Source organism: Bacillus sp. F56, assembly GCF_001748205.1.
Lineage (GTDB): Bacteria > Bacillota > Bacilli > Bacillales > Bacillaceae > Bacillus > Bacillus stercoris.
Genome location: NZ_BDFC01000015.1, coordinates 1 through 15,574, shown reverse-complemented (window position 1 = coordinate 15,574; position 15,574 = coordinate 1). Strand labels below are relative to the sequence as shown.

16 protein-coding genes are annotated in these 15,574 nt (G+C 43.5%); all 16 read left to right on the top strand.

Going from position 1 to position 15,574, the window contains the following annotated elements; all coding sequences use genetic code 11:
- Positions 1-56 precede the first annotated feature (56 nt).
- The 16 genes from tilS (at position 57) to lysS (ending at position 15,350) form a co-directional block, all read left to right on the top strand.
- Positions 57-1,475, top strand: coding sequence for a tRNA lysidine(34) synthetase TilS (gene tilS, locus BFW96_RS20510; protein WP_069840429.1), 1,419 nt, complete (start codon positions 57-59; stop codon positions 1,473-1,475).
- Positions 1,472-2,014, top strand: a complete 543-nt coding sequence (hpt, locus tag BFW96_RS20505; RefSeq protein WP_014662497.1) for a hypoxanthine phosphoribosyltransferase — start codon at positions 1,472-1,474, stop codon at positions 2,012-2,014. Before tilS ends, hpt begins: the two co-directional genes overlap by 4 nt.
- Positions 2,015-2,111: 97 nt before the next feature.
- A complete protein-coding gene (gene ftsH, locus BFW96_RS20500) occupies positions 2,112-4,025 on the top strand; it encodes an ATP-dependent zinc metalloprotease FtsH (protein ID WP_014662498.1) in 1,914 nt (637 codons plus the stop codon).
- Positions 4,026-4,217: 192 nt separating this feature from the next.
- Positions 4,218-4,994, top strand: a complete 777-nt coding sequence (locus BFW96_RS20495; RefSeq protein ID WP_003218395.1) for a type III pantothenate kinase — start codon at positions 4,218-4,220, stop codon at positions 4,992-4,994.
- Between the two features lie 11 nt (positions 4,995-5,005).
- Positions 5,006-5,881, top strand: a complete 876-nt coding sequence (gene hslO, locus BFW96_RS20490; protein WP_014662499.1) for a redox-regulated molecular chaperone HslO — start codon at positions 5,006-5,008, stop codon at positions 5,879-5,881.
- Between the two features lie 46 nt (positions 5,882-5,927).
- A complete protein-coding gene (locus tag BFW96_RS20485; protein ID WP_040081053.1) occupies positions 5,928-6,821 on the top strand; it encodes a peptidyl-prolyl cis-trans isomerase in 894 nt (297 codons plus the stop codon).
- A 75-nt stretch (positions 6,822-6,896) separates the two neighbouring features.
- Positions 6,897-7,823, top strand: coding sequence for a cysteine synthase A (gene cysK / locus BFW96_RS20480; protein WP_014662501.1), 927 nt, complete (start codon positions 6,897-6,899; stop codon positions 7,821-7,823).
- Positions 7,824-7,987: 164 nt separating this feature from the next.
- Positions 7,988-9,400: an anthranilate synthase component I family protein gene (locus BFW96_RS20475; RefSeq protein WP_069840449.1), complete on the top strand. Its 1,413-nt coding sequence runs from the start codon at positions 7,988-7,990 to the stop codon at positions 9,398-9,400.
- A 13-nt stretch (positions 9,401-9,413) separates the two neighbouring features.
- On the top strand, positions 9,414-9,998 hold the full coding sequence (gene pabA / locus BFW96_RS20470) for an aminodeoxychorismate/anthranilate synthase component II (RefSeq protein ID WP_069840428.1): 585 nt from the start codon (positions 9,414-9,416) through the stop codon (positions 9,996-9,998).
- Positions 9,998-10,879, top strand: a complete 882-nt coding sequence (pabC, locus tag BFW96_RS20465) for an aminodeoxychorismate lyase (RefSeq protein ID WP_069840427.1) — start codon at positions 9,998-10,000, stop codon at positions 10,877-10,879. The genes pabA and pabC overlap by 1 nt, the downstream gene beginning before the upstream one ends.
- Positions 10,861-11,718 (top strand): dihydropteroate synthase, encoded by an 858-nt coding sequence (folP, locus tag BFW96_RS20460; RefSeq protein ID WP_040081051.1) that lies wholly within the window; start codon positions 10,861-10,863, stop codon positions 11,716-11,718. The genes pabC and folP overlap by 19 nt, the downstream gene beginning before the upstream one ends.
- Complete coding sequence (folB, locus tag BFW96_RS20455; RefSeq protein ID WP_069840426.1) at positions 11,711-12,073, top strand: dihydroneopterin aldolase; 363 nt, start codon at positions 11,711-11,713, stop codon at positions 12,071-12,073. Before folP ends, folB begins: the two co-directional genes overlap by 8 nt.
- Positions 12,070-12,573: a 2-amino-4-hydroxy-6-hydroxymethyldihydropteridine diphosphokinase gene (gene folK, locus BFW96_RS20450; protein WP_014662506.1), complete on the top strand. Its 504-nt coding sequence runs from the start codon at positions 12,070-12,072 to the stop codon at positions 12,571-12,573. The genes folB and folK overlap by 4 nt, the downstream gene beginning before the upstream one ends.
- Entirely contained in the window at positions 12,525-12,734 is a 210-nt protein-coding gene (locus BFW96_RS20445; RefSeq protein WP_014662507.1) for a helix-turn-helix domain-containing protein, read from the top strand. Before folK ends, BFW96_RS20445 begins: the two co-directional genes overlap by 49 nt.
- A 23-nt stretch (positions 12,735-12,757) precedes the next feature.
- Positions 12,758-13,759, top strand: coding sequence for a tRNA dihydrouridine synthase DusB (gene dusB / locus BFW96_RS20440; RefSeq protein ID WP_069150738.1), 1,002 nt, complete (start codon positions 12,758-12,760; stop codon positions 13,757-13,759).
- A gap of 91 nt (positions 13,760-13,850) precedes the next feature.
- Entirely contained in the window at positions 13,851-15,350 is a 1,500-nt protein-coding gene (lysS, locus tag BFW96_RS20435; protein ID WP_069840425.1) for a lysine--tRNA ligase, read from the top strand.
- Positions 15,351-15,574 lie beyond the last annotated feature (224 nt).

The window sequence follows — 15,574 nt, the reverse complement described above, 5'->3', positions numbered from 1 at the left end:
GAAAGTGATAGGATATGAATATCTTTAAAATACCTGCTCATTGTGAGGAGGACATTGTGAAAAGTGTCAAAGATTTTTTAAACAAACACAATCTTACGTTAAAAGGGGCGACAATTATTGTAGGCGTTTCCGGCGGTCCGGACTCAATGGCTCTTCTTCACGCATTGCATACTTTATGCGGCCGTTCAGCAAATATTATTGCAGCTCACGTTGATCATCGGTTCAGAGGCGCGGAATCCGAGGAGGATATGCGTTTTGTCCAAGCTTATTGTAAGGCTCAACAGCTCGTGTGTGAAACGGCTCAAATCAATGTAACCGCATATGCACAGGAAAAAGGACTCAATAAGCAGGCTGCAGCACGTGATTGCCGCTATCAGTTTTTTGAGGAAATCATGTCAAAGCAACAAGCGGACTATCTGGCGCTTGCTCATCATGGAGATGACCAGGTTGAAACAATGCTTATGAGATTGGCTAAGGGCGCGCTTGGAACGGGGCTTGCGGGAATGCAGCCGGTTAGACGTTTTGGGACGGGGCGGATCATCAGGCCGTTCCTAACGATTACAAAGGAAGAGATCCTTCGCTATTGCCGTGAAAACGGCTTGAGCTACCGGACGGATGAAAGCAACGCCAAAGATGACTACACGAGAAACAGATTCAGAAAAACAGTGCTCCCGTTCTTGAAAAAGGAGTCTCCGGATGTGCATAAAAGGTTTCAAAAAGTGAGTGAAGCACTGACGGAAGATGAGCAATTCTTACAGTCATTAACGAAAGATGAAATGAATAAAGTAATCACAAGCCAGTCTAATACATCAGTTGAAATCAATTCCTCTCAATTGCTTGCCCTCCCGATGCCTTTACAAAGAAGAGGAGTTCAACTAATATTAAACTATCTTTATGAAAACGTTCCATCATCCTTTTCAGCCCATCACATTCAACAGTTTCTTGATTGGGCGGAAAATGGCGGTCCTTCAGGAGTATTGGACTTTCCGAAAGGGCTGAAGGTGGTCAAATCATATCAGACATGTTTGTTTACATTTGAACAATGGCAGTGCAAAAATGTTCCCTTTGAATACCAAATAAGCGGAGCTGCTGATGAAACGGCAGTGCTCCCCAATGGATATCTGATAGAGGCAAAGCATTATACGGATTCGCCTGAAGAACATGGGAATGCTGTTTTTATCACAAGTGAAAAAAAGGTGCAATTTCCCTTAACAATCCGGACGAGAAAAGCTGGAGACCGGATCAAACTAAAAGGGATGAACGGCTCAAAAAAGGTAAAGGATATATTTATTGATAAGAAAATGCCTCTCCAAGAAAGAGACAACTGGCCGATTGTGACGGACGCAAGCGGTGAAATTATCTGGATACCTGGCTTGAAAAAATCAATTTTTGAAGATCTTGTGATTCCAAACAGCGACCGCATTGTATTACAATATAGACAGCATGAAAAGTGTAGGGGGCAAGCAAAATCATGATGAAACATGATATCGAGAAAGTACTGATCTCAGAGGCAGAGATACAAGAGAAAGTAAAAGAGTTAGGCGCAGAATTAACGAGCGAGTATCAAGATACATTTCCGTTGGCAATCGGTGTGTTAAAAGGAGCACTTCCTTTTATGGCGGATCTTATCAAGCATATTGATACATATTTGGAAATGGATTTCATGGATGTATCAAGCTACGGAAATTCTACGGTTTCTTCTGGAGAAGTCAAAATCATTAAAGATTTGGATACATCTGTAGAGGGCCGGGACATCTTAATTATTGAAGATATCATCGACAGTGGGTTAACCTTAAGTTATCTCGTAGAGCTCTTCCGATACCGTAAAGCAAAATCAATTAAGATTGTTACCCTTTTGGATAAACCGAGCGGAAGAAAAGCGGACATCAAAGCAGACTTTGTAGGTTTTGAAGTTCCTGACGCGTTTGTAGTGGGTTACGGACTTGATTATGCTGAGCGCTATCGCAATCTGCCTTATATCGGAGTGTTAAAACCGGCAGTTTATGAAAGCTGATCGGCAGCCTGCTTCCGAGATGGTTATTGTTTGTATTGGAATGATTTTCTATGGTACTATTGAACATAGTTGTGCTTACTGTGGGAGGAGGTAAGGAATGAATCGGGTCTTCCGTAATACCATTTTTTATTTACTTATTTTATTAGTAGTAATCGGGGTTGTGAGCTACTTCCAGACCTCAAATCCGAAAACAGAAAATATGTCGTACAGTACGTTCATCAAAAACCTGGATGACGGGAAAGTTGATAGCGTATCGGTTCAGCCTGTCAGAGGTGTTTATGAGGTAAAAGGGCAGCTGAAAAACTACGACAAAGATCAATACTTTTTGACTCATGTTCCTGAAGGAAAGGGAGCAGACCAGATATTTAACGCTTTGAAAAAAACGGACGTAAAGGTTGATCCCGCTCAAGAAACAAGCGGATGGGTGACATTCCTGACGACCATCATCCCGTTTGTTATTATCTTTATTCTGTTTTTCTTCCTGCTCAATCAGGCTCAAGGCGGCGGCAGCCGTGTCATGAACTTTGGTAAGAGTAAGGCGAAGCTGTATACAGAGGAAAAGAAACGCGTCAAATTTAAAGACGTTGCAGGGGCTGACGAAGAAAAGCAAGAACTCGTTGAAGTTGTTGAGTTTCTGAAAGATCCCCGCAAGTTTGCCGAGCTTGGCGCCAGAATACCGAAAGGCGTGCTTTTAGTCGGACCTCCGGGTACCGGTAAAACATTGCTCGCCAAGGCTTGTGCAGGTGAAGCCGGCGTACCTTTCTTCAGCATCAGCGGATCTGATTTCGTTGAAATGTTTGTAGGTGTCGGTGCTTCCCGTGTGCGTGACTTGTTTGAAAATGCGAAAAAGAATGCGCCTTGTTTGATTTTCATTGATGAAATTGACGCAGTGGGACGCCAGCGTGGAGCGGGTCTCGGCGGCGGACACGATGAACGTGAACAGACGCTAAACCAATTGCTTGTTGAAATGGACGGATTCAGCGCTAATGAAGGAATTATCATCATTGCTGCGACGAACCGTGCGGACATCTTGGACCCAGCCTTACTTCGTCCGGGACGTTTTGACCGTCAAATCACAGTGGATCGTCCAGATGTCATTGGCCGTGAAGCTGTATTGAAAGTCCATGCGAGAAACAAACCGCTGGATGAAACGGTTAACCTTAAATCAATTGCCATGAGAACACCAGGCTTCTCAGGCGCTGACTTAGAAAATCTCTTGAATGAAGCTGCGCTTGTGGCGGCTCGTCAAAATAAGAAAAAAATCGATGCGCGTGATATTGACGAAGCGACGGACCGTGTAATTGCCGGACCTGCTAAGAAGAGCCGCGTTATCTCCAAGAAAGAACGCAATATCGTGGCTTATCACGAAGGCGGACACACTGTTATCGGACTCGTTTTAGATGAGGCAGATATGGTTCATAAAGTAACGATTGTACCTCGGGGTCAGGCTGGCGGTTATGCTGTTATGCTGCCAAGAGAAGACCGTTACTTCCAAACGAAGCCGGAGCTGCTTGATAAAATTGTCGGCCTCTTGGGCGGGCGTGTTGCTGAAGAGATTATCTTCGGTGAAGTCAGCACAGGAGCGCACAATGACTTCCAGCGTGCGACGAATATTGCAAGACGAATGGTTACGGAATTCGGTATGTCAGAAAAACTGGGGCCGTTGCAATTTGGACAGTCTCAGGGCGGTCAGGTATTCTTAGGCCGTGATTTCAACAACGAACAGAACTACAGTGATCAAATCGCTTACGAAATTGATCAGGAAATTCAGCGCATCATCAAAGAGTGCTATGAGCGCGCGAAACAAATCCTGACTGAAAATCGTGACAAGCTTGAATTGATTGCCCAAACGCTTCTGAAAGTTGAAACGCTTGACGCTGAACAAATCAAACACCTTGTCGATCATGGAACATTGCCAGAACGCAATTTCTCTGATGATGAGAAGAATGATGATGTGAAAGTAAACATTCTGACAAAAACAGAAGAAAAGAAAGACGATACGAAAGAATAATTCGCTTTCTCTCTAAAAACTGCCGGCTGACGCTGGCAGTTTTTTTATGTAAATGATGGGCTCAGCTGCGTCTTTTACAATCATCCAATTCTGGTATCGATTTGTTTACAAATGAGCCGCTGATCGTGTATGGTATTGTAGAATGTTTGTAAAAAGTAAAGTAGAGAAACTATTCAAAAGTGGTGATAGAGGTTGTTACTGGTTATCGATGTTGGGAACACCAATACTGTACTTGGTGTATATCATGATGGAAAATTAGAATATCACTGGCGTATAGAAACAAGCAGGCATAAAACAGAAGATGAGTTTGGAATGATTTTACGCTCGTTATTTGAGCATTCCGGGCTTATGTTTGAACAGATAGATGGCATCATTATTTCATCAGTAGTGCCGCCAATCATGTTTGCGTTAGAAAGAATGTGCACAAAATACTTTCATATCGAACCGCAAATTGTCGGTCCGGGTATGAAAACTGGTTTAAATATAAAATACGACAATCCGAAAGAAGTGGGGGCAGACAGAATCGTAAATGCTGTCGCTGCGATACACTTATACGGCAATCCATTAATTGTCGTTGATTTCGGAACGGCCACAACTTACTGCTATATTGACGAAAATAAACAATACATGGGCGGGGCGATTGCTCCTGGGATTACAATTTCGACAGAGGCGCTTTACTCACGTGCAGCGAAGCTACCGCGTATCGAAATTACCCGGCCCGACAATATTATCGGAAAAAACACTGTAAGCGCGATGCAATCTGGAATTTTATTTGGCTATGTCGGCCAAGTGGAAGGAATCGTTAAGCGAATGAAATGGCAGGCAAAACAGGAACCAAAGGTCATTGCGACAGGAGGACTGGCGCCGCTCATTGCAAACGAGTCAGATTGTATTGATATCGTTGATCCATTCCTAACCCTAAAAGGGCTGGAATTGATTTATGAAAGAAACCGCGTAGGAAGTGTATAGGAGGTTTTGTAATGGATTATTTAGTAAAAGCACTTGCGTATGACGGAAAAGTTCGGGCTTATGCAGCGAGAACGACTGATATGGTAAATGAAGGACAGAGACGCCATGGTACGTGGCCGACAGCATCCGCTGCATTAGGGCGCACAATGACAGCTTCACTTATGCTCGGCGCTATGCTGAAGGGCGAAGATAAGCTGACTGTGAAAGTCGAGGGCGGAGGTCCGATTGGAGCTATTGTAGCTGATGCCAATGCCAAAGGAGAAGTCAGAGCCTATGTCTCTAACCCACAAGTTCATTTCGATTTAAATGAACAAGGCAAGCTTGATGTCAGACGTGCGGTTGGAACAAGCGGAACGTTAAGTGTTGTAAAAGATTTAGGTTTGCGTGAGTTCTTCACAGGACAAGTAGAAATCGTTTCAGGAGAATTAGGAGATGATTTTACTTACTATCTTGTGTCATCTGAGCAGGTACCTTCATCAGTGGGTGTAGGTGTGCTTGTCAATCCTGACAATACCATTCTTGCGGCAGGGGGCTTTATTATTCAGCTGATGCCGGGAACAGATGACGAAACCATCACAAAAATTGAACAGCGCCTATCTCAAGTTGAGCCGATTTCTAAGCTCATCCAAAAGGGATTGACACCCGAAGAAATTTTAGAAGAAGTCCTAGGTGAGAAACCAGAGATTTTGGAAACAATGCCTGTCAGATTCCATTGTCCTTGTTCAAAAGAACGGTTCGAAACAGCCATTTTAGGACTAGGCAAAAAAGAAATTCAAGATATGATAGAAGAAGATGGACAAGCCGAAGCAGTATGCCATTTTTGTAATGAAAAGTACTTATTTACAAAAGAAGAGCTGGAAGGGCTTCGTGACCAAACTACCCGCTAAGCTCTTTAGCGGGTTTTTAATTTGAGAAAAGGGGCTGAGAGCAGGTTTGAAATCAAGAACAATCTGGACCATTATTTTAGGGGCGCTGTTGGTTTGCTGTATTGCTGTTGCGTATACGCTGACGAAATCCCAAGCCGGCGCATCGTCATCCGGTGAGTCTATTGCGACTATCGGAGGCAAGAGTGTGACAAGAGAAGAATGGCTGAAAGAAATGGAAGACCAGTATGGGAAGTCAACGCTTGAAGATATGATCAATGTCCGAGTCGTTGAGCAGCTGGCCAAAAAGAACAACCTTAAAGTATCCAAAAGCGAAATTGATCGGGAGTTTTTGCTGATCAAAGCGGTCAATAATTCCTTTTACGAAGATGAACATACGACTGAGAAAGAGTGGAAAGACCAAATTCGTTATAATATCCTCCTTGAACAATTGTTAACAAGGGATATCGACATCTCAAACAAAGAATTGGAATCATTTTATCATAAAAATAAGGAACTATATCAGTTTGATGATTCGTATCGAATTCGGCACATTGTTGTAAAAGATGAAGAAGAAGCGAGAGAAGTCCTGAAAGAACTGAAAGGCGGCTCAAGCTTTGAAGCTGTCGCGGCGGAGAGATCTACTGACAGATATACATCACCATACGGCGGAGATTTAGGTTTTGTCACAGAGGCATCAGACAACATTCCGTCAGCATACATTGAAGAGGCGAAAACACTCAAAACGGATGAATGGTCTCAGGAACCCATCAAGGTCAGCAATGGATATGCCATTATCCAGCTGAAAGAAAAACTAAAAGCAAGAACATTCTCATATGATGAAGTAAAGGACCAGATCAGACGGCAAATCGCAATGGATCAGCTTGGCGATAAAGCGACAGTTAAAACACTATGGAAAGAAGCTGATGTATCTTGGTTTTATGGGGAAAAAAGTACTAAGTGATTGACAAAAAATTTTGAAATTGATAGATTATATACATAATACCAATACAAATAGTCGGAAATTGAGGTGTCGAGAATGGTACGTGTAGCAAACTCCATTACTGAATTAATTGGGAATACGCCAATCGTTAAATTAAATCGCCTTGCAGATGAAAACAGTGCGGATGTATATCTAAAGCTTGAATACATGAACCCTGGAAGCAGTGTAAAAGACCGTATCGGTTTAGCCATGATTGAAGCGGCTGAAAAAGAAGGAAAATTAAAAGCCGGTGATACAATCATTGAACCGACAAGCGGAAATACTGGAATCGGGCTTGCAATGGTTGCTGCTGCTAAAGGATTAAAAGCTATTTTGGTTATGCCTGATACAATGAGCATGGAGCGCCGCAACCTTCTTCGCGCATACGGTGCTGAGCTTGTGCTGACTCCTGGCGCGGAAGGCATGAAAGGCGCCATTCAGAAAGCTGAAGAGCTTGCTGAAAAGCACGGATACTTTGTGCCGCAGCAGTTCAACAACCCGTCTAACCCAGAAATTCACCGCCAAACAACGGGTAAAGAAATCGTTGAGCAATTCGGTGACGACCAGCTTGACGCATTTGTAGCCGGAATTGGCACAGGCGGAACGATTACGGGAGCTGGCGAAGTACTGAAGGAAGCATACCCTTCCATCAAGATTTACGCTGTTGAACCGTCAGATTCCCCAGTGCTTTCAGGAGGAAAACCAGGCCCCCACAAAATTCAGGGAATCGGAGCTGGATTCGTGCCGGACATCTTAAACACTGAAGTATACGATGAAATTTTCCCTGTGAAGAATGAAGAAGCATTTGAATATGCCCGCAGAGCTGCACGTGAAGAAGGAATTCTCGGAGGCATCTCATCAGGTGCGGCAATTTATGCTGCACTTCAAGTAGCGAAAAAACTCGGAAAAGGCAAAAAAGTATTGGCCATCATTCCAAGTAACGGTGAACGTTATCTAAGCACGCCGCTGTATCAATTCGATTAAAAAAGCCAAAACTCCCGGTTCGCCGGGAGTTTTTTTATATTTCGTGCATCAAATATGCCATGTCTGCGACGAATGTTATTCTTGGAAGAGAAATTCACTTTTTTCACTAACAACATTGCTTTACAATGAAAACAAGCAAAAAAGAAAATAGAGGAATGATACAAATGGCACAACGCAGACCGGCAGGCAAAAAAGTACCTTTTCAAAAAGACTCATTCTTACAACAATTTGAGAAACTTGCGCAATCCCGAAAACACCATGTACTTCTCGAAAGTGCAAGAGGCGGCAGATACAGTATAGCCGGTCTTGATCCAATTGCGACTGTAAAAGGAAAAGACGGAATAACGACTATTAAGCATGGTGATGACATGCTGTTTAGAGAAGGTGACCCATTACGGGCTTTCCACAGCTGGTTTAAAACATTGGAAACAGAAACGAATCATGAGTTCCCCGACTTTCAAGGCGGAGCAATCGGGTTTCTCAGCTATGATTACGCACGTTATATTGAAAATTTTAAAATGCTCTCGTTAGATGATCTAGAAACGCCAGATATTTATTTTCTTGTTTTTGATGATATAGCGGTTTATGACCATCAAGAAGAATCTCTATGGCTGATTACTCATGTAAATGACTCTGATCAGGAAACAGCGGATGTGAAGCTATCTGAGTTAGAGCAGATGTGGCTGAATGAGCTTCCCGCTGTCCCTTCGCGAGAGATGAAGCCTAAAACAGATGGTTCCTTCGCGGCGCCATTTACCGAGGATGGATTCTCACAAGCTGTAGAGAAAATCAAACAATACATTGCCAACGGAGATGTGTTTCAAGTTAATCTATCAATAAGGCAGTCACAGTCACTGCCAGCTCATCCATATCAAATTTACAAAACCTTGAGAGAAGTAAATCCTTCTCCGTACATGGCGTATTTAGAAACGCCTGATTTCCAAATCATTTGCGGATCGCCTGAACTGCTTGTCAGCAAAAAGGGCAAACGATTAGAGACGAGACCGATCGCTGGCACCCGTTCCAGAGGGAAAACGAATGAAGAAGATGAGGCGCTTGCAAACGAATTGATCCACAACGAAAAAGAACGCGCGGAACATGTCATGCTGGTTGATCTTGAGCGAAATGATCTGGGAAGAGTATCACGTTACGGGTCTGTGCGCGTGAATGAATTCATGGCGATTGAAAAATACTCGCATGTGATGCACATTGTGTCTAACGTCCAGGGTGAACTGCAGGATGGGTATGATGCTGTAGATATTATTCATGCTGTGTTTCCTGGGGGGACCATTACAGGTGCACCAAAAGTAAGGACAATGGAAATTATAGAAGAACTTGAGCCGACACGCCGCGGGCTTTATACTGGATCTATAGGATGGTTTGGATATAATCACGATCTGCAGTTTAATATCGTTATTCGAACCATTTATGCAACCGGAGGGCAGGCATTTATGCAGTCCGGCGCAGGAGTTGTGATTGATTCTGTTCCAAAGCATGAATACAGGGAATCATTCAAAAAAGCTTTTGCGATGCAAAAGGCGTTAGAGCTGAGCAAAGAAGAGACAAAAATTAGATGAGGTGAGCGGAGAAATGATTTTAATGATTGATAACTACGATTCATTCACGTACAACTTGGTACAGTATTTGGGCGAGCTTGGGGAAGAGCTGGTTGTGAAACGCAATGACAGCATCACAATCGAAGAAATTGAAGAACTGTCTCCGGACTTTCTGATGATATCTCCCGGACCGTGCAGCCCTGATGAGGCGGGAATCAGCCTCGAAGCCATTAAACATTTTGCAGGGAAAATTCCTATTTTCGGTGTGTGCCTCGGACATCAGTCCATTGCACAAGTGTTCGGTGGCGACGTGGTTAGGGCAGAACGGCTTATGCACGGGAAAACCTCGGATATCGAGCATGACGGCAAGACCATTTTTGAAGGATTGAAAAATCCTCTTGTTGCGACACGTTACCACTCACTGATCGTAAAACCTGAGACGCTGCCAAGCTGTTTTACAATAACAGCCCAAACGAAAGAAGGAGAAATCATGGCTATTCGCCACAATGACCTCCCGATAGAGGGCGTGCAATTTCACCCCGAGTCTATCATGACCTCCTTTGGAAAAGAAATGCTCAGAAATTTTATTGAGACATACCGCAAGGAAGTTATTGCGTGATGATATATGTGAACGGCCGGTATATGGAGGAGAAAGATGCAGTTCTTTCTCCTTTTGACCATGGGTTTTTATACGGAATCGGTGTTTTCGAAACCTTCAGGCTCTACGAAGGCTGTCCATTTTTGATTGATTGGCATATAGAACGGCTTGAACGCGCGCTTAAGGATCTGCAAATTGAATATACTGTTTCAAAGCATGAGATCCTTGAGATGTTGGACAAGCTGCTAAAGCTAAATGATATTAAGGATGGAAATGCCCGCGTCAGACTGAACATATCAGCGGGGATCAGCGATAAAGGCTTTGTCGCCCAGACATACGATAAGCCGACTGTTTTATGCTTTGTAAATCAGCTGAAACCAGAAAGCCTCCCTTTGCAAAAAGAAGGAAAGGTTTTATCGATTCGTAGAAACACTCCAGAGGGATCGTTCCGGTTAAAATCTCATCATTATCTAAATAATATGTATGCGAAACGGGAGATTGGAAATGACCCGCGTGTCGAGGGAATATTCTTAACGGAGGATGGAGCTGTTGCAGAGGGTATCATATCTAATGTCTTCTGGAGAAAAGGCAGCTGTATCTATACGCCATCGCTTGATACTGGTATTCTGGACGGCGTCACGAGGCGTTTTATCATAGAAAATGCAAAGAATGCAGGTCTGGATCTCAAAACGGGCCGATACGAGCTAGAAGCTCTCTTGACAGCTGACGAAGCGTGGATGACGAACTCGGTTCTTGAAATCATCCCCTTTACTAAAATAGAAGAGGTAACCTATGGAAGCCAAAGCGGAGAAGCAGTCTCCGCTCTTCAATTGCTATATAAAAAAGAGATAAAGAACATGATACATGAAAAGGGAGGAAGAGCATGGCGCAGCAAACGATAAATCAAACACAAGTCATCCACACCAAGCCCAGCGCTTTATCATATAAAGAGAAGACGCTGGTGATGGGAATTTTAAACGTAACGCCTGACTCTTTCTCGGACGGCGGGAAGTATGACAGCTTGGACAAGGCACTGCTGCACGCGAAAGAGATGATCGATGACGGTGCCCATCTCATAGATATCGGAGGAGAATCGACAAGGCCTGGCGCTGAGTGCGTGTCTGAGGATGAGGAGATGTCCAGAGTCATTCCGGTGATTGAGCGAATTACAAAGGAGCTTGGTGTTCCTATTTCTGTAGATACGTACAAGGCTTCTGTCGCAGATGAAGCTGTGAAAGCCGGCGCATCCATTATCAATGATATTTGGGGAGCCAAACATGATCCGAGGATGGCTTCCGTTGCAGCTGAACACAATGTTCCAATTGTTCTCATGCATAACCGCCCAGAAAGAAACTACAATGACTTATTGCCGGATATGCTGTCGGACTTAATGGAGAGTGTAAAAATTGCTGTTGAGGCTGGAGTAGACGAGAAGAACATTATTCTTGATCCCGGTATCGGTTTCGCGAAAACCTATCACGACAACTTGGCAGTGATGAACAAGCTGGAGATTTTCAGCGGATTGGGATATCCGGTTCTTCTGGCAACCTCCCGCAAAAGATTCATCGGACGTGTTCTGGATCTTCCGCCCGAGGAGCGGGCTGAAGGCACAGGCGCGACTGTGTGTCTCGGCATTCAAAAAGGCTGTGACATTGTCAGGGTCCATGATGTAAAACAAATTGCCAGAATGTCGAAAATGATGGACGCGATGCTGAATAAGGGAGGGGTGCACCATGGATAAAGTTTATGTAGAAGGTATGGAGTTTTACGGATATCACGGTGTGTTCAAAGAAGAAAACAAACTTGGCCAGCGGTTCAAAGTCGATTTAACCGCTGAGCTGGATTTAAGCAAAGCCGGACAAACAGACGACCTTGAGCAAACGATCAACTATGCTGAGCTCTATCACGTATGTAAAGATATCGTGGAAGGGGAGCCTGTAAAATTGGTGGAAACGCTGGCAGCACGTATCGCCGACACTGTTCTCAAACAATTTCAGCCGGTTCAGCAATGTACGGTGAAAGTCATTAAGCCAGATCCGCCAATTCCCGGACACTATAAATCAGTAGCAATTGAAATCACGAGAAAAAAGTCATGAACAACATAGCTTATATTGCACTTGGATCTAACATTGGAAATAGAGAAACGTATTTAAGGCAAGCAGTGGCCCTGCTGCATCAGCATGCTGCAGTGACAGTCACTAAAGTGTCGTCAATTTACGAAACTGACCCAGTCGGATACGAAGACCAAGATGAGTTTTTGAATATGGCTGTTGAAATCAAAACATCACTAAACCCTTTTGAACTCCTTGAACTGACGCAGCAGATAGAAAACGAATTAGGCAGAACAAGGGAAGTAAGATGGGGGCCGCGGACGGCAGACCTTGACATTTTGTTATTTAATCGTGAAAATATTGAAACAGAGCAACTAATTGTTCCGCATCCGAGAATGTATGAGCGTTTGTTTGTCCTTGCGCCGCTTGCGGAAATTTGCCAGCAGGTTGAAAAAGAGGCTACAAGCGCTGAAACAAACCAAGAAGGTGTAAGAGTATGGAAGCAGAAATCTGGGGTAGACGAATTCGTGCATTCAGAAAGCTGAAAGGTTATACTCAAGAAGGATTTGCAAAGGCGTTAGGTATATCAGTTTCTATTCTCGGCGAAATTGAACGCGGAAACCGATTGCCGTCGGCTGTCATCATTCAAGATGCGGCAGATGTTTTAAATATAAGTGCGGACGAATTGGCACCGCCAGAAAAATAGAACAAACGAAAGGAGGAGAAAAATTGTTCAAAATCGGAGATATTCAATTGAAAAACCGGGTTGTGCTTGCACCTATGGCTGGTGTCTGCAACTCTGCGTTCAGATTGACTGTAAAGGAATTCGGAGCCGGATTGGTATGCGCTGAAATGGTCAGTGACAAAGCGATCCTTTACAACAATGCAAGAACAATGGGTATGCTTTATATCGATGAACGTGAGAAGCCTCTAAGCCTACAAATTTTCGGAGGACAAAAGGATACCCTTGTGGAAGCGGCGAAGTTTGTAGACCAGAACACAACTGCTGATATCATTGATATTAACATGGGATGTCCTGTGCCAAAGATTACAAAATGCGATGCGGGAGCCAAATGGCTTCTTGATCCTGATAAGATTTATGAAATGGTTTCTGCAGTAGTGGATGCCGTTGATAAGCCAGTAACAGTGAAAATGAGAATGGGCTGGGATGAAGACCATATTTTCGCAGTGAAAAATGCACAAGCTGTAGAACGTGCGGGCGGTAAAGCAGTTGCGCTTCACGGCCGTACGAGAGTGCAGATGTATGAAGGAACGGCAAACTGGGACATCATCAAGGAAGTGAAACAATCCGTTTCAATTCCGGTTATCGGAAACGGCGATGTTAAGACACCGCAGGATGCTAAGCGCATGCTTGATGAAACAGGAGTAGACGGTGTCATGATCGGACGCGCTGCATTGGGCAACCCGTGGATGATTTACCGTACGGTTCAGTATCTTGAAACAGGTGAATTAAAAGAAGAGCCGCAAGTACGCGAAAAAATGGCCGTATGCAAACTGCATCTTGACCGCCTGATTGACTTAAAAGGTGAAAACGTAGCGGTAAGAGAAATGAGAAAGCATGCTGCATGGTATCTGAAAGGTGTAAAAGGCAATGCGAACGTTCGTAATGAAATCAATCATTGCGAGACAAGAGAAGAGTTTGTACAGCTTTTAGATGCGTTTACGGTTGAAGTTGAGGCAAAAGAGCTTCAAAATGCAAAAGTAGGATAATACCCACCTCTATTTGCTGCTCACTGCTAGTTTTGCGCTGGCAGTTTTTCTGCTTTTTTCATGAAACAATATCTGTAATGGAGTGATAACAATGAGTCAAGAAGAGCATAACCATGAAGAATTGAATGATCAGCTGCAAGTCAGACGCGATAAAATGAATCAGCTGAGAGATAACGGCATCGATCCATTTGGGGCGCGTTTTGAAAGAACTCATCAGTCTCAAGAAGTTATTTCGGCATATCAAGATCTAACCAAAGAAGAGTTAGAAGAAAAAGCGATTGAAGTTACAATCGCAGGCCGCATGATGACAAAACGCGGCAAAGGAAAAGCCGGCTTTGCTCATATTCAGGACTTAGAAGGGCAAATCCAAATCTACGTAAGAAAAGACAGTGTCGGTGACGACCAGTATGAAATCTTCAAGTCTTCTGACCTTGGTGATCTGATCGGCGTAACCGGAAAAGTCTTCAAAACAAATGTAGGCGAATTGTCTGTTAAGGCAACTTCCTTTGAATTGCTGACAAAAGCGCTTCGTCCGCTTCCTGACAAATACCATGGTTTAAAAGACGTTGAGCAGCGCTATCGTCAACGCTACCTGGATCTTATCGTAAACCCAGACAGCAAACATACATTCATTACCCGAAGCAAGATCATTCAAGCTATGAGAAGATATCTTGATGATCATGGATACTTAGAAGTAGAAACACCTACAATGCACAGCATTCCTGGGGGAGCTTCTGCACGTCCATTTATCACTCACCACAATGCATTAGATATTCCACTCTATATGCGTATTGCAATTGAACTACACCTAAAACGCCTAATTGTCGGCGGTTTAGAAAAAGTATATGAAATCGGCCGTGTTTTCCGTAACGAAGGTGTCTCTACACGCCATAACCCTGAATTTACGATGATTGAATTATATGAAGCATATGCGGACTATAAAGATATCATGAGCTTAACTGAAAACCTTGTCGCTCATATCGCCCAAGAAGTGCTTGGCACAACTACAATTCAATACGGGGAAGAACAAATCGACCTTAAACCGGAGTGGAAAAGAATCCATATGGTTGACGCAGTCAAAGAAGCGACTGGCGTTGATTTCTGGAAAGAGGTTACTGTTGAACAGGCGCGTGAATATGCAAAAGAACACGGTATAGAAATTAAAGATTCTATGACAGTAGGGCATATCATCAACGAATTCTTCGAACAAAAAATTGAAGAAACGCTTATTCAGCCAACGTTTATTTACGGGCATCCTGTAGAAATTTCTCCTCTTGCTAAGAAAAACCCTGAGGACCCGCGTTTTACAGACCGTTTTGAACTGTTTATCGTCGGCCGTGAACATGCCAACGCGTTTACAGAGCTGAATGATCCTATTGATCAAAGAGAACGCTTTGAAGAGCAATTAAAAGAACGTGAAGCCGGTAATGATGAAGCTCATCTAATGGATGAAGACTTTGTTGAAGCTCTGGAATACGGTATGCCGCCAACAGGAGGTTTAGGCATCGGTATCGACCGTCTGGTTATGCTGTTGACGAATGCCCCTTCTATTCGCGATGTGCTGTTATTCCCGCAAATGAGACAACGCTAATAAAGAAGAGCGGTATCCTTTCTCTATGGAGGATACCGCTCTTTTTAAATTGCTTAGTATTTCTTCAAAAAAACTATTGCACTATTATTTACAAGGTGGTATATTATTATTCGTTGCCGCTAAACAAGGCGATAACGAAAAAAAGAACTTCAAAAAAGTTATTGACTTCACTGAGTCAACGAGTTATAATAATAAAGTCGCTTGAACGAAGTGGACAAAATGAT

Excerpts from the sequence above, each read along its gene's own strand:
- folK (WP_014662506.1), top strand. The coding sequence starts at position 12,070 with ATGAACAACATAGCTTATATTGCACTTGGATCTAACATTGGAAATAGA.
- lysS (WP_069840425.1), top strand. The coding sequence starts at position 13,851 with ATGAGTCAAGAAGAGCATAACCATGAAGAATTGAATGATCAGCTGCAA.
- BFW96_RS20475 (WP_069840449.1), top strand. The coding sequence starts at position 7,988 with ATGGCACAACGCAGACCGGCAGGCAAAAAAGTACCTTTTCAAAAAGAC.
- ftsH (WP_014662498.1), top strand. The coding sequence starts at position 2,112 with ATGAATCGGGTCTTCCGTAATACCATTTTTTATTTACTTATTTTATTA.
- pabC (WP_069840427.1), top strand. The coding sequence starts at position 9,998 with ATGATATATGTGAACGGCCGGTATATGGAGGAGAAAGATGCAGTTCTT.
- pabA (WP_069840428.1), top strand. The coding sequence starts at position 9,414 with ATGATTTTAATGATTGATAACTACGATTCATTCACGTACAACTTGGTA.
- cysK (WP_014662501.1), top strand. The coding sequence starts at position 6,897 with ATGGTACGTGTAGCAAACTCCATTACTGAATTAATTGGGAATACGCCA.
- hslO (WP_014662499.1), top strand. The coding sequence starts at position 5,006 with ATGGATTATTTAGTAAAAGCACTTGCGTATGACGGAAAAGTTCGGGCT.
- BFW96_RS20445 (WP_014662507.1), top strand. The coding sequence starts at position 12,525 with ATGGAAGCAGAAATCTGGGGTAGACGAATTCGTGCATTCAGAAAGCTG.
- folP (WP_040081051.1), top strand. The coding sequence starts at position 10,861 with ATGGCGCAGCAAACGATAAATCAAACACAAGTCATCCACACCAAGCCC.
- folB (WP_069840426.1), top strand. The coding sequence starts at position 11,711 with ATGGATAAAGTTTATGTAGAAGGTATGGAGTTTTACGGATATCACGGT.
- hpt (WP_014662497.1), top strand. The coding sequence starts at position 1,472 with ATGATGAAACATGATATCGAGAAAGTACTGATCTCAGAGGCAGAGATA.